Source organism: Micrococcus luteus, from assembly GCF_022664405.1.
Lineage (GTDB): Bacteria > Actinomycetota > Actinomycetes > Actinomycetales > Micrococcaceae > Micrococcus > Micrococcus luteus.
On record NZ_JAKRLB010000011.1, the window covers coordinates 1 to 13,980 of the forward strand.

The following is a 13,980-nucleotide window of genomic DNA, read 5'->3' on the forward strand; positions in this document are numbered from 1 at the left end:
CCCAGGTGGCCACCGTGGGGCGGCTGACGCGGAACTCGGCGGCGACATGGGCTTGGGGGATCCCGTCGTTCAGGTGGCGGTGGACCATCCTGAGACGGCCGGTGGGGGTCAGGGGTGCGTTAGCGTGGGTCATGAGCGGGCTCTTTCCAGCGGAGGGGTTGTTGAGGAACTTCCATCCTGCCGGGCGGGGCCCGCTCGTCTCATCTCAGCCCGGGCCTCGTGCCAAGAACCTCATGACCCACAACACCTAGGATGCCGCGCATGAGCACCCTGCGTCGCCTCGTCGTCACCGCCGACCCCGCCCTCCTCGTCACGGACGCGCCCCCGGTCGGCGTGCCGGACGACGCCGAACGGCTCATCGACGACGGCCTGCTGGGCTGGCGCTTCGCCGCGGACGAGTGGGCGGCGGCCCCGGAGCCGAGCTCCGGGTGGGACGTGCTCACGCTGCCGGCGGCGGTCGCCGCCGCGCCGGTGCCCCTCGTGGTGACGGACGTGGACTCCACGCTGATCCGGCAGGAGGTCATCGAGCTGCTCGCCGCCCACGCCGGCCGCGAGGCCGAGGTCGCCGAGGTGACGGAGCGGGCGATGCGCGGTGAGCTCGACTTCGCCGCCTCGCTGCACGCGCGCGTCGAGGCGCTCGCGGGGCTGCCCGTGGGCGTCGTGGCGGATGTGGTGCGGGCCATCCGGCCCACCGACGGAGCCCTCGCGCTGATCGAGGCCGTCACCGCGGCCGGCGGCCGGGTGTGCGCGGTCTCCGGTGGCTTCACCCAGGTGCTCGCCCCGCTGGCCGAGGCGTGGGGCGTGCACGCCTACTGCGCCAACGAGCTCGAGGTGCGGGACGGGCACTTGACCGGGAGGGTGCTCGGCGACGTCGTGGACCGCGCGGCGAAGGCCGCCATGCTGCGCGCCTGGGCCGAGGACGCAGGGCTCACCCCCGAGCAGGCCGTCGGCGTGGGCGACGGCGCCAACGACATCGACCTGCTCGAGGCGGCCGGCTGCGGCGTGGCGCTGTGCGCAAAGCCGATCCTCCGGGAGCACGCGGACGTCGTCGTCGACGTGCCCTCCTTCACCCCCCTGCGGTGGCTCCTGGGTCTCTGAGGCGCCCGCGCCCGGAGGTCACGAGGGCCGGATCCCACGGATCCGGCCCACGTCGTCAGGGGTGTGGTGCGGTTCAGTCCTGCCCGAGGAAGTCCTCGGCGCCGCCCACGAGCTCGGTGTGGCCGACCTCGAGGTCGTCGCGGCCCACGAGGGAGGCGATCTCGGCGGCGAACTCCTCCACGGAGTAGAGCTTGCCGGCGGCCTCGCGGCGGGCCTCGATGGCACCGGGCTCGGCGCGGTCGAGCAGGGTGGCGGTGATGGTGCCCTCGATCATGTCGCCGGAGACCACCACGAAGCCCACGCCCTTCTCTGCGAACGCGGGGATGCGCTCGCGCAGGGCGTCCTCGCCGGCGCGCTTGGAGCGGGCCACGGGCTCGTAGGAGTCCATCGTGGCGACCTCGTCGATGAAATGCGCCTGGTGGGAGGTCACGAACACGATCTGCCCGCCGGCACCCATGCGCTCGAGCGCGGCGTCGGCCAGCGCGGCCTGGGCGTCACGGTTGAGCTTCAGGGCGTAGTCCTCGCCGAACTGGGACTCCATGCCGCCCGAGGCGTTGAGCACGAGCACGTCGAGTGAGCCGAAGTGCTCCACGGCGACGTCCAGCAGCGCGGCCCGATCCTCGGCGACGGTCACGTCGCCGCCCACGGCCACGGCGCGGCCGCCGGCGTCCTCGATCCTCTGCACCACCTTGTTCGCGCGCGGCGCCTTCTGGCGGTAGTTCACCACGACGCCCGCGCCGCGGGCGGCCAGCAGCTCGGCGGTGGCGGCTCCGATGCCGCGGGAGGAGCCGGTGACGACGACGCCGCGTCCGGCCAGGTCCTGCTCGGTCATGTTCTGTGCTTCCTGTCTGCTCAGCGGTCGGTGGTCGTCAGTGGCCCATGCCCAGGCCGCCGTCCACGGGGATCACGGCCCCGGAGATGTACGCGGCCTCGTCCGAGGCCAGCCAGCGCACGACGCCGGCTACCTCCTCCGGGGCGGCGAAGCGGCCGGCCGGGATGGACGTCTTGTACTGGGCCTTGAGCTCGTCGTCGAGGGACTGCGTCATCTCGGTGTCGATGTAGCCGGGGGCCACGACGTTCGCGGTCACGCCGCGCGCGCCGAGCTCGCGCGTGATCGAGCGGGCCATCCCGACGAGGCCGGACTTGGAGGCGGCGTAGTTGACCTGGCCGGGCGAGCCGAGCAGGCCCACCACGGAGGAGACCAGGACGATGCGTCCGCGCTTCAGGCGCATCATGCCCTTGGTGGCGCGCTGCACCACGCGGAAGGCGCCGGTGAGGTTCGTGTCGATCACCGAGGTGAAGTCGTCCTCGGACATGCGCAGCAGCAGCTGGTCGTGGGTGATGCCGGCGTTGGCCACGAGCACCTCGACCGGGCCGTGGGCCTCCTCGACCTCGCGGAAGGCCGCGTCCACGGAGGCCGCGTCCGTCACGTCGGCCCGGACCGCGCGGACCCCCTCCGGCCCCTCCCCCGAGCGGGAGGTGATGGCCACCCGGTCGCCGTTCGCGGCGAACGCCCGGGCGATGGCCAGGCCGATGCCGCGATTGCCCCCCGTGACGAGGACGCTGCGGCCGGCGGCCTGTGCGTCCGCTGCGGGCGTGGTGGTCTGATCGGCCATGGGAACACCTTCCGGACGGGACGGGACTAGACTGGAGCACCGGCGCGGCGCCGTCGACGCCGTCCTGCGGGACGCCGCCGAGGGCGGGCGCGCCGGCATGTGAACCACCACTCTACGTCCGCGGCCGCGCGGGGGCCCTCCGCAGGGCGCGACGTGACAGGAGGATGCGCCATGACCAGCTCCGCCGCCAGCTCCCGAGCCGGCCGTCCCGCCCGCGCCGGGCGCGGGACGACACCGGAGGTCCAGGGGGTCACCACCGCCGCCGCCGGCCGCAGCGCGGACCGGGAGGCGCGCATGAAGGTCTACCTGGTCCAGATGCTGCTCCGCACCGCCTGCTTCGTCGCCGCGCTCTTCACCCACGGCTGGTGGCAGCTCGGGTTCATCCTCGGCGCGGTCGTGCTGCCCTACGTCGCCGTCGTGCGCGTGAACAACACCGGCCCGCAGCAGGCCGGCACCCTGCGCGCCGTGCCCGCCCAGGGACCGGCCCTGGCCCCCCGCCCCGACGACACGGCGGCGCCCGAGCCGGTCGTGCTCACCGGCGACCTCGTGGACGACCCGCGCGACCGTGCGCCCCGGGCGCTGGGCCGAGGGTCCTCGTCCGCCGGCGGTCCCGGCCTGCCCGGACGGGGCGCCGCGTGATCGGGGCGGGCCCGGGCGAGCCGGACATGGACCTGCTGGGCGCCCTCGCGGCCGGCCGCCTCGACCCCGCCGCGGGTGCCTCCGCCACCCGATCCCCGCACGCCGCCGCGGACGGGCCCGAGCGGCCGGTCTGCTCGCGTCGCGGCTGCACCGCGGAGGCCGCCTGGGCCCTGGAGTGGAACAACCCGCGCGTCCACGCCCCGGACCGGGTGAAGACCTGGCTGGCCTGCGCGGACCATCGGCCCTTCCTGGACGACTTCCTGAGCGCCCGCGGCTTCCTGCGGCGCTCCCGCCCACTCGACCCGCCCGCCACGGAGGCGCCCGAGGTCGAGACGCCCGAGACCCCGCAGGAGCCCCCGCGCCCATGAGCACCCCCGCCCCCATGACGGCCCCGACCGCCCACGACGCCGAACGCCTGCCTCCCCTGCGCTTCGGCTTCCTCGCCACCGGCCCGTGGATCCTCGGCTTCGTGGTGTGCATCCTCTTCGCGTTCCTGTGCCACGCGCTCGCCCAGTGGCAGTGGGACCGCCGCGTGGAGGTCCAGCACCGCGTCAACCGCGTCCTGGAGAACTACGACGACGACCCGGTCCCGTTCGCCGAGGCCTCCCGGCTGTTCACCGCGTTCCAGACCGAGGACGAGTGGACGCCTGTGACACTGACCGGCGAGTACCTCGTCGACGAGACGCTCATCGTCCGCAACCGTCCCCGCGCCGGCCAGCCCGGCTACGAGGTGCTCGTGCCGTTCCGGACGGACGAGGGCCCCGTCGTCGTGGTGGACCGCGGCTGGCTCCCGGTGGGCAACACCCCGGGTCAGCCGGACGCCGTGCCGGCCCCGCCCGCCGGCCACGCCGAGGTCGTGGTGCGGGTCAAGCCCGGGGAGCCGGCCCTGGACCGCGACGCCCCGGACGGCCAGGTGCCCTCGATCGACCTCACCGAGATCGCCGACACCGTGGGCGGGCCCGTGGCCGGGACGGCCTACGGGATCATGGTCACGGAGGACCCGGCGGTGGAGTCGATGCCGCAGAAGCTCGTCGAGCCCACCCTCGACGAGGGCCCGCACCTGTCCTACGCGATCCAGTGGTACCTGTTCGCGGCCATGGGCTTCGGGGTGTGGGGGTACTCCGCGTGGATGCGCGCGCGCAACGACCGGGCCGACGCCCTCGACGACGCCGCGGACGACGGGCTGCTCTCCGCGCACCGGGTCCCCCGCGCCAAGCCGGTCCGGCGGCGCGACGGGCGGCTCACGGACGAGGAGGCCGAGGACGCGCTCTTCGACTGAGCCGGCCCTCCGCCTCGGCGGCCCGCGGACTCAGGCGAGGGTGATGAGGTCCCTGTAGTCGTCGTTCCAGAGGTCCTCGACCCCGTCCGGCAGCAGCACCACGCGCTCGGGGTCGAGCGCCTCGACGGCGCCCTCGTCGTGGGTCACGAGCACCACGGCGCCCTCGTACTGGCGCAGTGCGTGGAGGATCTCCTCACGGCTGGCGGGGTCGAGGTTGTTCGTGGGCTCGTCCAGCAGCAGCACGTTCGCGCTCGAGGCCACGAGCGTGGCCAGCGCCAGGCGGGTCTTCTCGCCGCCGGAGAGGACGCGGGCGGGCTTGTCGACGTCGTCGCCCTGGAAGAGGAACGAGCCGAGCAGCGTGCGCGCCTGGGTGTCGCCGAGCTGCGGGGCGGCGTGGCGCATGTTGTCCAGGACGGACGCGTCCTGGTCCAGGGTGTCGTGCTCCTGGGCGAAGTAGCCCAGCTTGAGCCCGTGGCCCGCCTGCACCTCCCCGGTGTCCGGGGTCTCCTCCCCGGCGAGCGTGCGCAGCAGCGTCGTCTTGCCGGCGCCGTTGTAGCCCAGGATCACCACGCGCGAGCCGCGGTCGATCGCCAGGTCCACTCCCGTGAAGATCTCGAGCGAGCCGTAGGACTTGGAGAGGTTCTCGGCGCGCAGCGGCGTCTTGCCGGAGGCCTGCGGGGTGGGGAAGCGGATTGCGGCCACGCGATCGACCGCGCGCTCGCCCTCGACGCCGCGCATGAGCCGCTCGGCGCGCTTGATCATGTTCTGCGCGGCGGTGGCCTTGGTCGCCTTGGCACGCATCTTCTCGGCCTGGGCCATGAGGGCCGAGGCCTTCTTCTCCGCGTTGGCGAACTCCCGGCGGCGGCGCGCCTCGTCCTGCTGGCGCTGGGCGAGGTAGTTCTTCCACGTCATGTTGTAGACGTCCATGGTCTGCCGGTTCGCGTCCAGGTAGAGGACCTTGTTCACGGTCATCTCCATGAGCTCCACGTCGTGCGAGATCATCAGGAGGCCGCCGGAGTAGGTCTTCAGGTAGTCGCGCAGCCACACGATCGAGTCGTGGTCGAGGTGGTTGGTGGGCTCGTCCAGCAGCAGGATGTCCGCGTCGGAGAAGAGGATGCGGGCGAGCTCCACGCGGCGGCGCTGGCCGCCGGAGAGGGTGTGCAGCGGCTGGTCCAGCACGCGGTCCGGCAGGCCGAGGTTGGACGTGATCCGGGCGGCCTCGGACTCGGCCGCGTAGCCGCCGCGGGCCTCGAACTCCGCCTCCAGGCGGGAGTAGCGGTTCATCGCCCGCTCCCGCTCGGCGTCGTCGACGGCGGCCATGCCGGCTTCGGCCTCCCGCATGCGGCGGATCGTCTGGTCCAGGTCGCGGGCGGAGAGGATGCGGTCGCGGCCGGACTGGTCCATGTCCTCGACCTTGGGGTCCTGGGGCAGGTAGCCGATGCGCCCGGTCCGGGTCACCGTGCCCGCCGTGGGCTGCCCGCCGCCGGCCAGGACCTTGGTCAACGTCGTCTTGCCGGCGCCGTTGCGCCCCACGAGGCCGACCTTGTCCCCCTTGTCCACGCGGAAGTTCACCTCGTCCATGAGGAGACGGGCGCCCACGCGCAGTTCGACATCGGTGACGGTCAGCATGGGGGTGTCAGACTCCAGGGGTCGAGGGAAGAACAGGGGTGCACCGGCGGGGCCCGGCCGATCTCGACGGGCGGGGGCCAGTGCGGTGCCGGGCCAGTCTAGTCCGTCTACACTCTGGCCCCATGAGCTTCAACGAGAACGTGCAGATCGACGCCGGCCGGGCCCGATCGGGCGGTGGCGGCGGGCTGGGGGGCCGGGGCATCGCCATCGGCGGTGGCGGCGGCCTGCTCGCGGTGCTGCTCGCGATCTTCGCCCCCGGGCTGGCCGAGCAGCTCGGGATCGACACGGGCGGCGGGTCCGTCGGCCAGAGCCAGTACCAGCAGCAGACGGGCTCGGGCGGCCAGAGCCAGCCCCTCTCGGACGAGGAGTGCGCCAGCGGTGCGGACGCCAACCAGAACACCGACTGCCGCGTCATCGCGACCACCGAGGCCGCGGACGAGTTCTGGGGCGAGTACCTCGCCCAGTTCTCGGACATCCAGTGGCGCCAGCCGCAGCTGACCCTGTTCCAGGGCGGCGTGAGCACCGGCTGCGGCAGCGCCTCCTCGGCCACGGGCCCGTTCTACTGCCCGGCAGACGAGTCCATGTACTTCGACACCGCGTTCTTCGAGACGCTGCAGACCGACTTCGGCGCCGAGGGCGGACCGCTGGCGGAGGAGTACATCGTGGCGCACGAGTACGGCCACCACGTCCAGCAGGTCACCGGGTACCTGCAGCACTCGAAGGACGGGACCACCGGCCCGACCTCCGGCGCCGTGCGCGCGGAGCTGCAGGCCGACTGCTTCGCCGGCATGTGGGCCGGGCACGCCGCCTCCACCGTGGACCCCGAGTCCGGTGCGCCGTTCCTGAAGCCGATCTCGCAGGGCCAGCTGCGCCAGGCCATCGACGCGGCCTCCGCCGTGGGCGATGACCGCATCCAGTCCACCCACACCGGCCGGGTGGACCCCGAGGCGTTCACCCACGGCACCTCCGAGCAGCGCATGGCCTGGTTCATGCGCGGCTACCAGAGCTCCCAGCAGGAGCCGGACATCCGTCAGTGCGACACGTTCCGGGCCTCCTCCCTGGACATCTGAGCCGGGAGCCCCGGGGCGCCTGCCGGCCCGTCCGCACTCCCCCACCACGACGGCGGCCCGTCACCTTCTGCGCTAAGGTGACGGGCCGCCGTCGTCGTCCGGACCGGATCAGATGTTGAAGCCGAGGGCGCGCATCTGGTCGCGCCCGTCCTCGGTGATCCGCTCGGGGCCCCACGGGGGCATCCAGACCCAGTTCAGCCGCCACTCGTCCACCATGGTGCCGATCGCGCGGGAGACCTGGTCCTCGATCTCGTCGGTGAGCGGGCAGGCCGCGGTGGTCAGGGTCATGTCCACGAGCAGCGCGCCGTCGTCGGCGTAGTGCAGCCCGTAGAGCAGGCCCAGGTCCACGACGTTGACGCCCAGCTCCGGGTCGATCACGTCCTTGAGGGCCTCACGGATGTCCTCCGTGGGCGCCTGGTTCGTGGTCTCCGTCATCTCAGGCCCCCGCCGCGGCCTTCTCGAAGCGGGCGTAGCCCTCGGCCTCGAGCTGCTCGGCGAGCTCCGGGCCGCCGGACTCGGCGACGCGGCCGTCCACCAGCACGTGCACGTGGTCCGGCTTGATGTAGTTGAGGATCCGCGTGTAGTGGGTGATCAGCAGGGTGCCCATCTCGTTCTGCGCCTGGGCGCGGTTGACGCCCTCGGAGACGATGCGCAGCGCGTCGACGTCGAGGCCGGAGTCGGTCTCGTCGAGGATCGCGAACTTGGGCTTGAACAGCTCGAGCTGGAGGATCTCGGCGCGCTTCTTCTCGCCGCCGGAGAAGCCCTCGTTGACGTTGCGGTTCATGAACGCCGGGTCGATCTGCAGGGCCTCGAAGGCGCCCTTGACGTCCTTGGTCCAGGTGCGCAGCGAGGGGGCCTGGCCGTCGAGCGCGGTCTTCGCGGTGCGCAGGAAGTTGGTCATGGTGACGCCCGGGATCTCCACGGGGTACTGCATGGCCAGGAAGAGGCCGGCCTGGGCGCGCTCGTCGACGCTCATCTCCAGCACATCCTCGCCGTCGAGGGTGATGGAGCCGGAGGTGACCTCGTAGCGCGGGTGGCCGGCGATGGTCGAGGCCAGGGTGGACTTGCCGGAGCCGTTCGGGCCCATGATCGCGTGGGTCTCGCCCGTCTCGATGGTCAGGGAGAGGCCCTTCAGGATCTCCTTGGGGCCGTTCTCGGTCGCGATCTGCACGTGCAGGTCGGTGATCTGCAGGGTTGCCATGGTGGTTCTCCTCGGGTGGAAGGCGGTGGGGTCTGCGGGGCGTCGGTCAGAGCTGCGCGATGCGGAGCTCGTCCTCCATGACGGCGGTCAGCTCGTCCTCGACGTCGCCGACACCGATCTTCTGGATGATCTCGTTGAGGAAGCCGCGCACGATCAGGCGGCGGGCCTCGGTCTCGGGGATGCCGCGGGCCATCAGGTAGAACAGCTGGGTCTCGTCGAAGCGGCCGGTCGCGGACGCGTGGCCCGCACCCTCGATCACGCCGGTCTCGATCTCCAGGTTCGGCACCGAGTCCGCGCGCGCCCCGTCGGAGAGCAGCAGGTTCTGGTTCTTCTCGTACGTGTCCGTGCCCTCGGCCTCCTTGCGGATCAGCACGTCGCCCACCCACACGGTGCGCGCGTCCGTGCCCTGCAGGGCGCCCTTGTAGAGCACGTTCGAGACGCAGTCCGGCTGGTTGTGGTCCACGAACAGGCGGTTCTCGAGGTGCTGCCCGGCGTCGGCGAAGTACAGGCCGTACATCTCGGCCTCGCCGCGCTCGGCGGCGAACCGCGCGGTCGGGGTCAGCCGCACCACGCCGCCGCCGTAGGACACGGCCACGTGCTTGAAGTGCGCGTTCGTGGCGACCGAGGCCTGCTGGGCCGAGACGTGCACGGCATCGCCCTCCCATGCCTGCAGCGCGACCACGTTCAGGCGGGCGTCGCGGCGCACGTCGAACTCGACGTTCTGGGCCAGCACGGCGGTGCCGCGGTGGGCGATCACGACGTCGGCCTGCGCGTTCTCCTCCACGAGCACGGTCAGGTGCATCGCGGCCGGGTCGGCGGAGGAGCCGACGACGTCGATGCGCACCGGCTCGGCGACCTCGCCGGAGATCGTGACGACGGTGGCCTCGGAGACCGAGTTCCAGGCCGCGGCGGACACGCGGTCGTCGGGGGTCAGGACGGAGCCGACGCGGGCGTCGTCGCGGGCCACGGTCTCCACCGTGACGCCGGCCTGCTCGGCCACGGCCACGGCGGGCGCGGCACCGGTCAGGCGCGCGTCGTCGCCCTCGGGCAGGTGCAGCCCGCCCAGGCGCTTGAGCGGGGTGAAGCGCCAGTCCTCCTCGCGCCCCGTGAGCACGGGGAAGTCGGACAGCTCGAAGGAGCTGAGGCGATCGGCGCGCGAGCCCGCGGCGTTGCGCTCCCGGCCCCCGGCCCGGGCGGCCGGGTTCTGCGCGACGGTGAGCTTCTCGCCTTCCTCGCCCATGCCCGGGATCATGGTCCGCTGGGTGTTCTCCACGGTGTCGGTCATGTCAGCCCACCGATCCTTCCATCTGCAGTTCGATCAGCTTGTTGAGCTCGAGCGCGTACTCCATGGGCAGCTCGCGGGCGATCGGCTCGATGAAGCCGCGCACGATCATGGCCATGGCCTCGTCCTCGGACATGCCGCGGCTCATGAGGTAGAAGAGCTGCTCCTCGGACACCTTCGAGACGGTCGCCTCGTGGCCGAGGGTCACGTCGTCCTCGCGGATGTCGATGTACGGGTACGTGTCGGAGCGGGAGACCGTGTCCACGAGCAGGGCGTCGCACACCACCGAGTTCGCGGAGCCGTTCGCGCCCTCGGCGATCTGCACCAGGCCGCGATAGGCGGCGCGGCCGCCGCTGCGGGCCACGGACTTGGACACGATCGAGGAGTTCGTGTGCGGGGCCATGTGCACCATCTTGGAGCCGGTGTCCTGGTGCTGGTCCTTGCCCGCGAACGCGACGGAGAGGGTCTCGCCGGTGGCGTGCTCGCCGGTCAGGTACACGGCCGGGTACTTCATGGTCACCTTGGAGCCGATGTTGCCGTCGATCCACTCCATGGTGCCGCCGGCCTCGACCACGGCGCGCTTGGTCACGAGGTTGTACACGTTCGTGGACCAGTTCTGGATGGTGGTGTAGCGCACGCGGGCGTTCTTCTTCACCACGATCTCCACGACGGCCGAGTGCAGCGAGTCGGACTGGTAGATCGGGGCGGTGCAGCCCTCGATGTAGTGCACGTACGAGTCCTCGTCCGCGATGATCAGCGTCCGCTCGAACTGGCCCATGTTCTCCGTGTTGATGCGGAAGTAGGCCTGCAGCGGGATCTCCACGTGCACGCCCTTGGGCACGTACACGAAGGAGCCGCCGGACCACACGGCCGTGTTCAGGGAGGCGAACTTGTTGTCGCCGACCGGGATCACGGTGCCGAAGTACTCCTCGAAGATCTCCGGGTGCTCCTTGAGCGCGGTGTCGGTGTCGAGGAACACGACGCCCTGCTCCTCCAGGTCCTCGCGGATCTGGTGGTAGACGACCTCGGACTCGTACTGGGCGGCGACGCCGGCCACGAGACGCTCGCGCTCGGCCTCGGGGATGCCCAGGCGCTCGTAGGTGTTGCGGATGTCCTCGGGCAGGTCCTCCCAGGTCTTGGCCTGGCCCTCGGTGGAGCGCACGAAGTACTTGATGTTGTCGAAGTCGATGCCGGACAGGTCCGGGCCCCACGCCGGCATCGGCTTGCGCTCGAAGTACTTGAGGGCCTTGAGGCGCAGGTCGCGCATCCACTCCGGCTCGTCCTTCTTGCCGGAGATGTCGCGCACGACGTCCTCGTTCAGACCGCGGACGGCCTTCTCGCCGGCCGCGTCGGAGTCGGCCCAGCCGTACTGGTAGGCGCCGATGGCGTTGAGCTCGGGGTTCTTGTCGAGGATCTCCTGGATCACGCCGGGGTCGGCGGTCTCCGCGGAGTCCCGCTGGACGATCTGGTCGGTCATCTCAGCCTCTCTCACTAGTCACTGCGGTCGGGGTCGGTCGGGTGGTCGGCGGGAGCCGGGGCGTGGCCCGCGCGGCTCAGTCGCGGCCCAGCGGCACGTGTGTGGTGCACACGTGGGCGCCGGCGGCGAGGGTCGAGAGCCGGCGCACGTCCACCTCGAGCAGGCGGGCGAACAGCGCGGTCTCCTCTTCACAGAACTCCGGATGGCGGGCGGGAATTCCCTGGAACGGGCAGTGCCCCTGGCAGACCTGGTCCGCGCGGAGGGTGGGCGCCAGGCCCGCGCCGAAGTGGCGCAGCGTGCCGGCGTAGCCGGCCTCGTCGAGGACCCGCGCGAGGATCCGGGTGCGGTCCTGCAGCGCGGTCTCCCGGCCGTCGACGGCGGCCGTGAAGCGCTCCTCGATCTCCCGGAAGGCGTGGCGCGCGGTGCGGCGCACCTCCTCCTCCCCGCCGAGCTCCTCGAGGCGGGCCAGGGTGTCCAGGGCGACGGCGAGGTGGTCCTTGGGCAGGTGCTCCTGCGCGTGCGAGGTGACCACGTAGCGGCGGGAAGGCCGTCCCGCGCCGCGGGCCGCGGTGACCCGCTTGACCTCGACGAGCGAGTCCTCCTCGAGCGCGTCCAGATGGCGGCGCACGGCGGCCGCGGTCAGCTCCAGCTCGCGGCCGATCTCGGCCGCGCTCACGGGTCCACGCGTCAGGACCAGCTGCAGCACACGCTCGCGCGTGCCCTCGGCCGGGGCCGGAGCGGGGGGCGACGCAGACTGATCCGAATACACCACGCCATCATGACCTATTGATCTGGAACGGTTCAAGTGAGGCTCACCTGGCTTGATGACGCCCACGGCGGAACCCGCCGCAGGCCCGGGCACCCCCGGCCCCACGAGCCGGGGTCGCAGGGCCCGAGGACTAGACTGGCACAGTGCCCCGACCTCCCCTGACCCCGGATCCCGTGCCGCGCGACGAGCCAGTCCTGCGCCTGAGCGACGTCCACCGGAGCCTCGGCCGCGGCCGGTCCCGCACCCCCGTCCTGCGGGGCGTCGACCTCACCGCCCGTGCCGGCGCCGTCACGGTGCTGCTCGGCCCCAACGGGGCCGGCAAGTCCACCACCCTCGGCCTCTGCCACGGCATGGACCGGCCCGACGCCGGCACCGTGCGCGTCTTCGGCGCAGACCCGTGGCGGGCCTCCGCCGACCTGCGCGCCCGCATCGGCGTGATGTGGCAGGAGGGCGGCCTGCCGCCCGCGATCCCCGCCCGGCGCTTCGTCGGCCACGTGGCGTCCCTGTACCGCGACCCGCTGCCCGTCGAGCCGCTGCTGGAGCGCCTGCTGATCGCCGAGGTCGCCGGCCGCCCCCTGCGCCGCCTCTCCGGCGGCCAGCGCCAGCGCGTCGCGCTCGCGGCCGCCCTCGTCGGCCGGCCGGACATGCTGTTCCTCGACGAGCCCACCGCGGGCCTCGACCCGGAGACCCGGCCCGTCGTGCACGACGTCGTGCGGGAGCAGACCGACCGCGGCGCCGCCGTGCTGCTGACCACGCACCTGCTCGACGACGCCGAGCGGCTCGCGGACGACGTCGCCATCCTGCGCGCCGGCCGCGTGGTGCGCTCCGGCCCGCTGTCCGAGCTCACGCGCGTGGCCGAGGGCGACGTCGTCGACGTGGACTTCGGCGACGCCTCCCCCGACGCCGTCCGCGCCTGGGCGGACACCCTGCCCGCGCCGCTGCGCGCGGCCGGCCTCGGCGAGTCCGCCCGCCTGCGCGTGGCCGGCGTCCGCGGCCCGGACGACCTGGCCGTCCTCGCGGCGAGCTGGCGGGAGCACGCCCTGATGCCCACCCGATTCGAGCGCGCCGGACTGCGCCTCGAGCAGATCCTCCGGGAGACCGCCGCATGAGCACGCCCGTCGTCGACCACCGCGCCCCGGCCGGCACCGGAGCCCACGCGGGCGCCGCCCCGCTGGCCGCCCGCGTCCTGCGTCAGGCCGGCTACGAGACCGGCACCGCGCTGCGCAACGGCGAGCAGCTGCTCGTGACCGTGGTGCTGCCCCTGCTCGCGCTCGTGGGCGTGCACGTCACCGGCCTGCTCGACGCCCCGGGCCGATCGGGCCTGGACGTGGCCGTGCCCGGCGTGCTCGCCTTGGCCGTGATCAGCTCCGCGTTCACGGCCACCGCGATCGCCACGGGCTTCGAGCGTCGCTACGACGTGCTCGCCGCCCTGGCCACCACCCCGCTGGGCACGCTCGGCCTCGTCGCCGGCAAGGCCCTGGCGGTGGTGGCCCTCCTGCTGGTGCAGGTGAGCGTGATCGGCGGCGTCGGCCTGGCGCTCGGGTGGCGTCCGGACCCCGAGGGGATCCTGCCGGCCCTGGTCGCCCTCGCACTGGGGGCCGCCGCCTTCACGGCCCTCGGGCTGCTGCTCGCCGGCACGGCCCGGCCGGAGGCGACCCTCGCCGTCGCCAACCTGCTGTGGGTGCTGTTCGGCGCCGTCGGCGGCACGGTGTTCCCCGCCCGGGTCCCCGGCGTGGGCCTGCTCCCCTCCGGCGCGCTGGGCACGGCCCTGCGGGCCGCCCTCCTGGACGGGGCCTGGTCGCCCGTCCCCCTGCTCGTGCTCACCCTGTGGGGCGCCGTGGCCGTCGCGGCCGCGCTCCGCTGGTTCCGCTGGCGGCCCTGAGCCGTTCCCCGTCCCCCTGCATCGAACGATCGGAAGGA

15 protein-coding genes and 1 pseudogene are annotated in these 13,980 nt (G+C 72.9%); 7 read left to right on the plus strand and 9 right to left on the minus strand.

Going from position 1 to position 13,980, the window contains the following annotated elements; genetic code table 11:
• A pseudogene (locus tag MF605_RS06335) lies at nt 1-133 on the minus strand (helix-turn-helix domain-containing protein); the annotation flags it as partial.
• A gap of 128 nt (nt 134-261) precedes the next feature.
• Here MF605_RS06335 and serB point away from each other — a divergent pair.
• Nucleotides 262-1,098 carry a phosphoserine phosphatase SerB gene (serB, locus tag MF605_RS06340; protein ID WP_061867251.1) on the plus strand — a complete coding sequence of 279 codons (837 nt, stop codon included), beginning with the start codon at nt 262-264 and terminating at the stop codon, nt 1,096-1,098.
• Nucleotides 1,099-1,171: 73 nt separating this feature from the next.
• Here the strand turns inward: serB and MF605_RS06345 are convergent, their stop codons facing one another.
• Nucleotides 1,172-1,930: an SDR family oxidoreductase gene (locus MF605_RS06345; RefSeq protein WP_134416957.1), complete on the minus strand. Its 759-nt coding sequence runs from the start codon at nt 1,928-1,930 to the stop codon at nt 1,172-1,174.
• 37 nt (nt 1,931-1,967) lie between these two features.
• A complete protein-coding gene (locus tag MF605_RS06350; RefSeq protein ID WP_123243848.1) occupies nt 1,968-2,714 on the minus strand; it encodes a beta-ketoacyl-ACP reductase in 747 nt (248 codons plus the stop codon).
• 171 nt (nt 2,715-2,885) lie between these two features.
• Here MF605_RS06350 and MF605_RS06355 point away from each other — a divergent pair, with 171 nt between their 5' ends.
• From MF605_RS06355 to MF605_RS06365, 3 genes are read left to right on the plus strand one after another with little or no spacing between them, the layout of a single operon-like run.
• Nucleotides 2,886-3,353 (plus strand): DUF3099 domain-containing protein, encoded by a 468-nt coding sequence (locus MF605_RS06355; RefSeq protein ID WP_134416958.1) that lies wholly within the window; start codon nt 2,886-2,888, stop codon nt 3,351-3,353.
• Nucleotides 3,350-3,721, plus strand: coding sequence for a hypothetical protein (locus tag MF605_RS06360; protein WP_134416959.1), 372 nt, complete (start codon nt 3,350-3,352; stop codon nt 3,719-3,721). The genes MF605_RS06355 and MF605_RS06360 overlap by 4 nt, the downstream gene beginning before the upstream one ends.
• Nucleotides 3,718-4,632 carry an SURF1 family cytochrome oxidase biogenesis protein gene (locus tag MF605_RS06365; protein WP_134416960.1) on the plus strand — a complete coding sequence of 305 codons (915 nt, stop codon included), beginning with the start codon at nt 3,718-3,720 and terminating at the stop codon, nt 4,630-4,632. The genes MF605_RS06360 and MF605_RS06365 overlap by 4 nt, the downstream gene beginning before the upstream one ends.
• Nucleotides 4,633-4,662: 30 nt before the next feature.
• On the opposite strand, the gene abc-f is transcribed toward MF605_RS06365, so the two are convergent.
• Nucleotides 4,663-6,261, minus strand: coding sequence for a ribosomal protection-like ABC-F family protein (gene abc-f, locus MF605_RS06370; RefSeq protein WP_134416961.1), 1,599 nt, complete (start codon nt 6,259-6,261; stop codon nt 4,663-4,665).
• Nucleotides 6,262-6,383: 122 nt separating this feature from the next.
• Between abc-f and ypfJ the strand changes: the two genes are divergently transcribed.
• The gene (gene ypfJ / locus MF605_RS06375) at nt 6,384-7,331 is read left to right on the plus strand and encodes a KPN_02809 family neutral zinc metallopeptidase (RefSeq protein ID WP_134416962.1); all 948 of its coding nucleotides are present in this window, start codon (nt 6,384-6,386) and stop codon (nt 7,329-7,331) included.
• A gap of 108 nt (nt 7,332-7,439) precedes the next feature.
• Here ypfJ and MF605_RS06380 read toward each other — a convergent pair whose 3' ends face one another.
• From MF605_RS06380 to MF605_RS06400, 5 genes are all read right to left on the minus strand, one after another.
• Nucleotides 7,440-7,766 carry a metal-sulfur cluster assembly factor gene (locus tag MF605_RS06380; protein WP_002855327.1) on the minus strand — a complete coding sequence of 109 codons (327 nt, stop codon included), beginning with the start codon at nt 7,764-7,766 and terminating at the stop codon, nt 7,440-7,442.
• 1 nt (nt 7,767) lies between these two features.
• Nucleotides 7,768-8,532 (minus strand): Fe-S cluster assembly ATPase SufC, encoded by a 765-nt coding sequence (gene sufC / locus MF605_RS06385; RefSeq protein WP_010078702.1) that lies wholly within the window; start codon nt 8,530-8,532, stop codon nt 7,768-7,770.
• A gap of 46 nt (nt 8,533-8,578) precedes the next feature.
• Nucleotides 8,579-9,817: a Fe-S cluster assembly protein SufD gene (sufD, locus tag MF605_RS06390; RefSeq protein ID WP_095695708.1), complete on the minus strand. Its 1,239-nt coding sequence runs from the start codon at nt 9,815-9,817 to the stop codon at nt 8,579-8,581.
• A gap of 1 nt (nt 9,818) precedes the next feature.
• Nucleotides 9,819-11,291 (minus strand): Fe-S cluster assembly protein SufB, encoded by a 1,473-nt coding sequence (gene sufB / locus MF605_RS06395; protein ID WP_036315257.1) that lies wholly within the window; start codon nt 11,289-11,291, stop codon nt 9,819-9,821.
• Nucleotides 11,292-11,367: 76 nt separating this feature from the next.
• Nucleotides 11,368-12,063 (minus strand): helix-turn-helix transcriptional regulator, encoded by a 696-nt coding sequence (locus MF605_RS06400; RefSeq protein ID WP_230297443.1) that lies wholly within the window; start codon nt 12,061-12,063, stop codon nt 11,368-11,370.
• Nucleotides 12,064-12,203: 140 nt separating this feature from the next.
• Between MF605_RS06400 and MF605_RS06405 the strand changes: the two genes are divergently transcribed.
• Nucleotides 12,204-13,169 carry an ABC transporter ATP-binding protein gene (locus MF605_RS06405; RefSeq protein ID WP_230277980.1) on the plus strand — a complete coding sequence of 322 codons (966 nt, stop codon included), beginning with the start codon at nt 12,204-12,206 and terminating at the stop codon, nt 13,167-13,169.
• Complete coding sequence (locus tag MF605_RS06410) at nt 13,166-13,942, plus strand: ABC transporter permease (RefSeq protein ID WP_134377164.1); 777 nt, start codon at nt 13,166-13,168, stop codon at nt 13,940-13,942. Before MF605_RS06405 ends, MF605_RS06410 begins: the two co-directional genes overlap by 4 nt.
• The last annotated feature ends 38 nt before the right edge of the window (nt 13,943-13,980 follow it).

Excerpts from the sequence above, each read along its gene's own strand:
- serB (WP_061867251.1), top strand. The coding sequence starts at position 262 with ATGAGCACCCTGCGTCGCCTCGTCGTCACCGCCGACCCCGCCCTCCTC.
- MF605_RS06345 (WP_134416957.1), bottom strand. The coding sequence starts at position 1,930 with ATGACCGAGCAGGACCTGGCCGGACGCGGCGTCGTCGTCACCGGCTCC.
- MF605_RS06350 (WP_123243848.1), bottom strand. The coding sequence starts at position 2,714 with ATGGCCGATCAGACCACCACGCCCGCAGCGGACGCACAGGCCGCCGGC.
- MF605_RS06355 (WP_134416958.1), top strand. The coding sequence starts at position 2,886 with ATGACCAGCTCCGCCGCCAGCTCCCGAGCCGGCCGTCCCGCCCGCGCC.
- MF605_RS06365 (WP_134416960.1), top strand. The coding sequence starts at position 3,718 with ATGAGCACCCCCGCCCCCATGACGGCCCCGACCGCCCACGACGCCGAA.
- abc-f (WP_134416961.1), bottom strand. The coding sequence starts at position 6,261 with ATGCTGACCGTCACCGATGTCGAACTGCGCGTGGGCGCCCGTCTCCTC.
- ypfJ (WP_134416962.1), top strand. The coding sequence starts at position 6,384 with ATGAGCTTCAACGAGAACGTGCAGATCGACGCCGGCCGGGCCCGATCG.
- MF605_RS06380 (WP_002855327.1), bottom strand. The coding sequence starts at position 7,766 with ATGACGGAGACCACGAACCAGGCGCCCACGGAGGACATCCGTGAGGCC.
- sufC (WP_010078702.1), bottom strand. The coding sequence starts at position 8,532 with ATGGCAACCCTGCAGATCACCGACCTGCACGTGCAGATCGCGACCGAG.
- sufD (WP_095695708.1), bottom strand. The coding sequence starts at position 9,817 with ATGACCGACACCGTGGAGAACACCCAGCGGACCATGATCCCGGGCATG.
- sufB (WP_036315257.1), bottom strand. The coding sequence starts at position 11,291 with ATGACCGACCAGATCGTCCAGCGGGACTCCGCGGAGACCGCCGACCCC.
- MF605_RS06410 (WP_134377164.1), top strand. The coding sequence starts at position 13,166 with ATGAGCACGCCCGTCGTCGACCACCGCGCCCCGGCCGGCACCGGAGCC.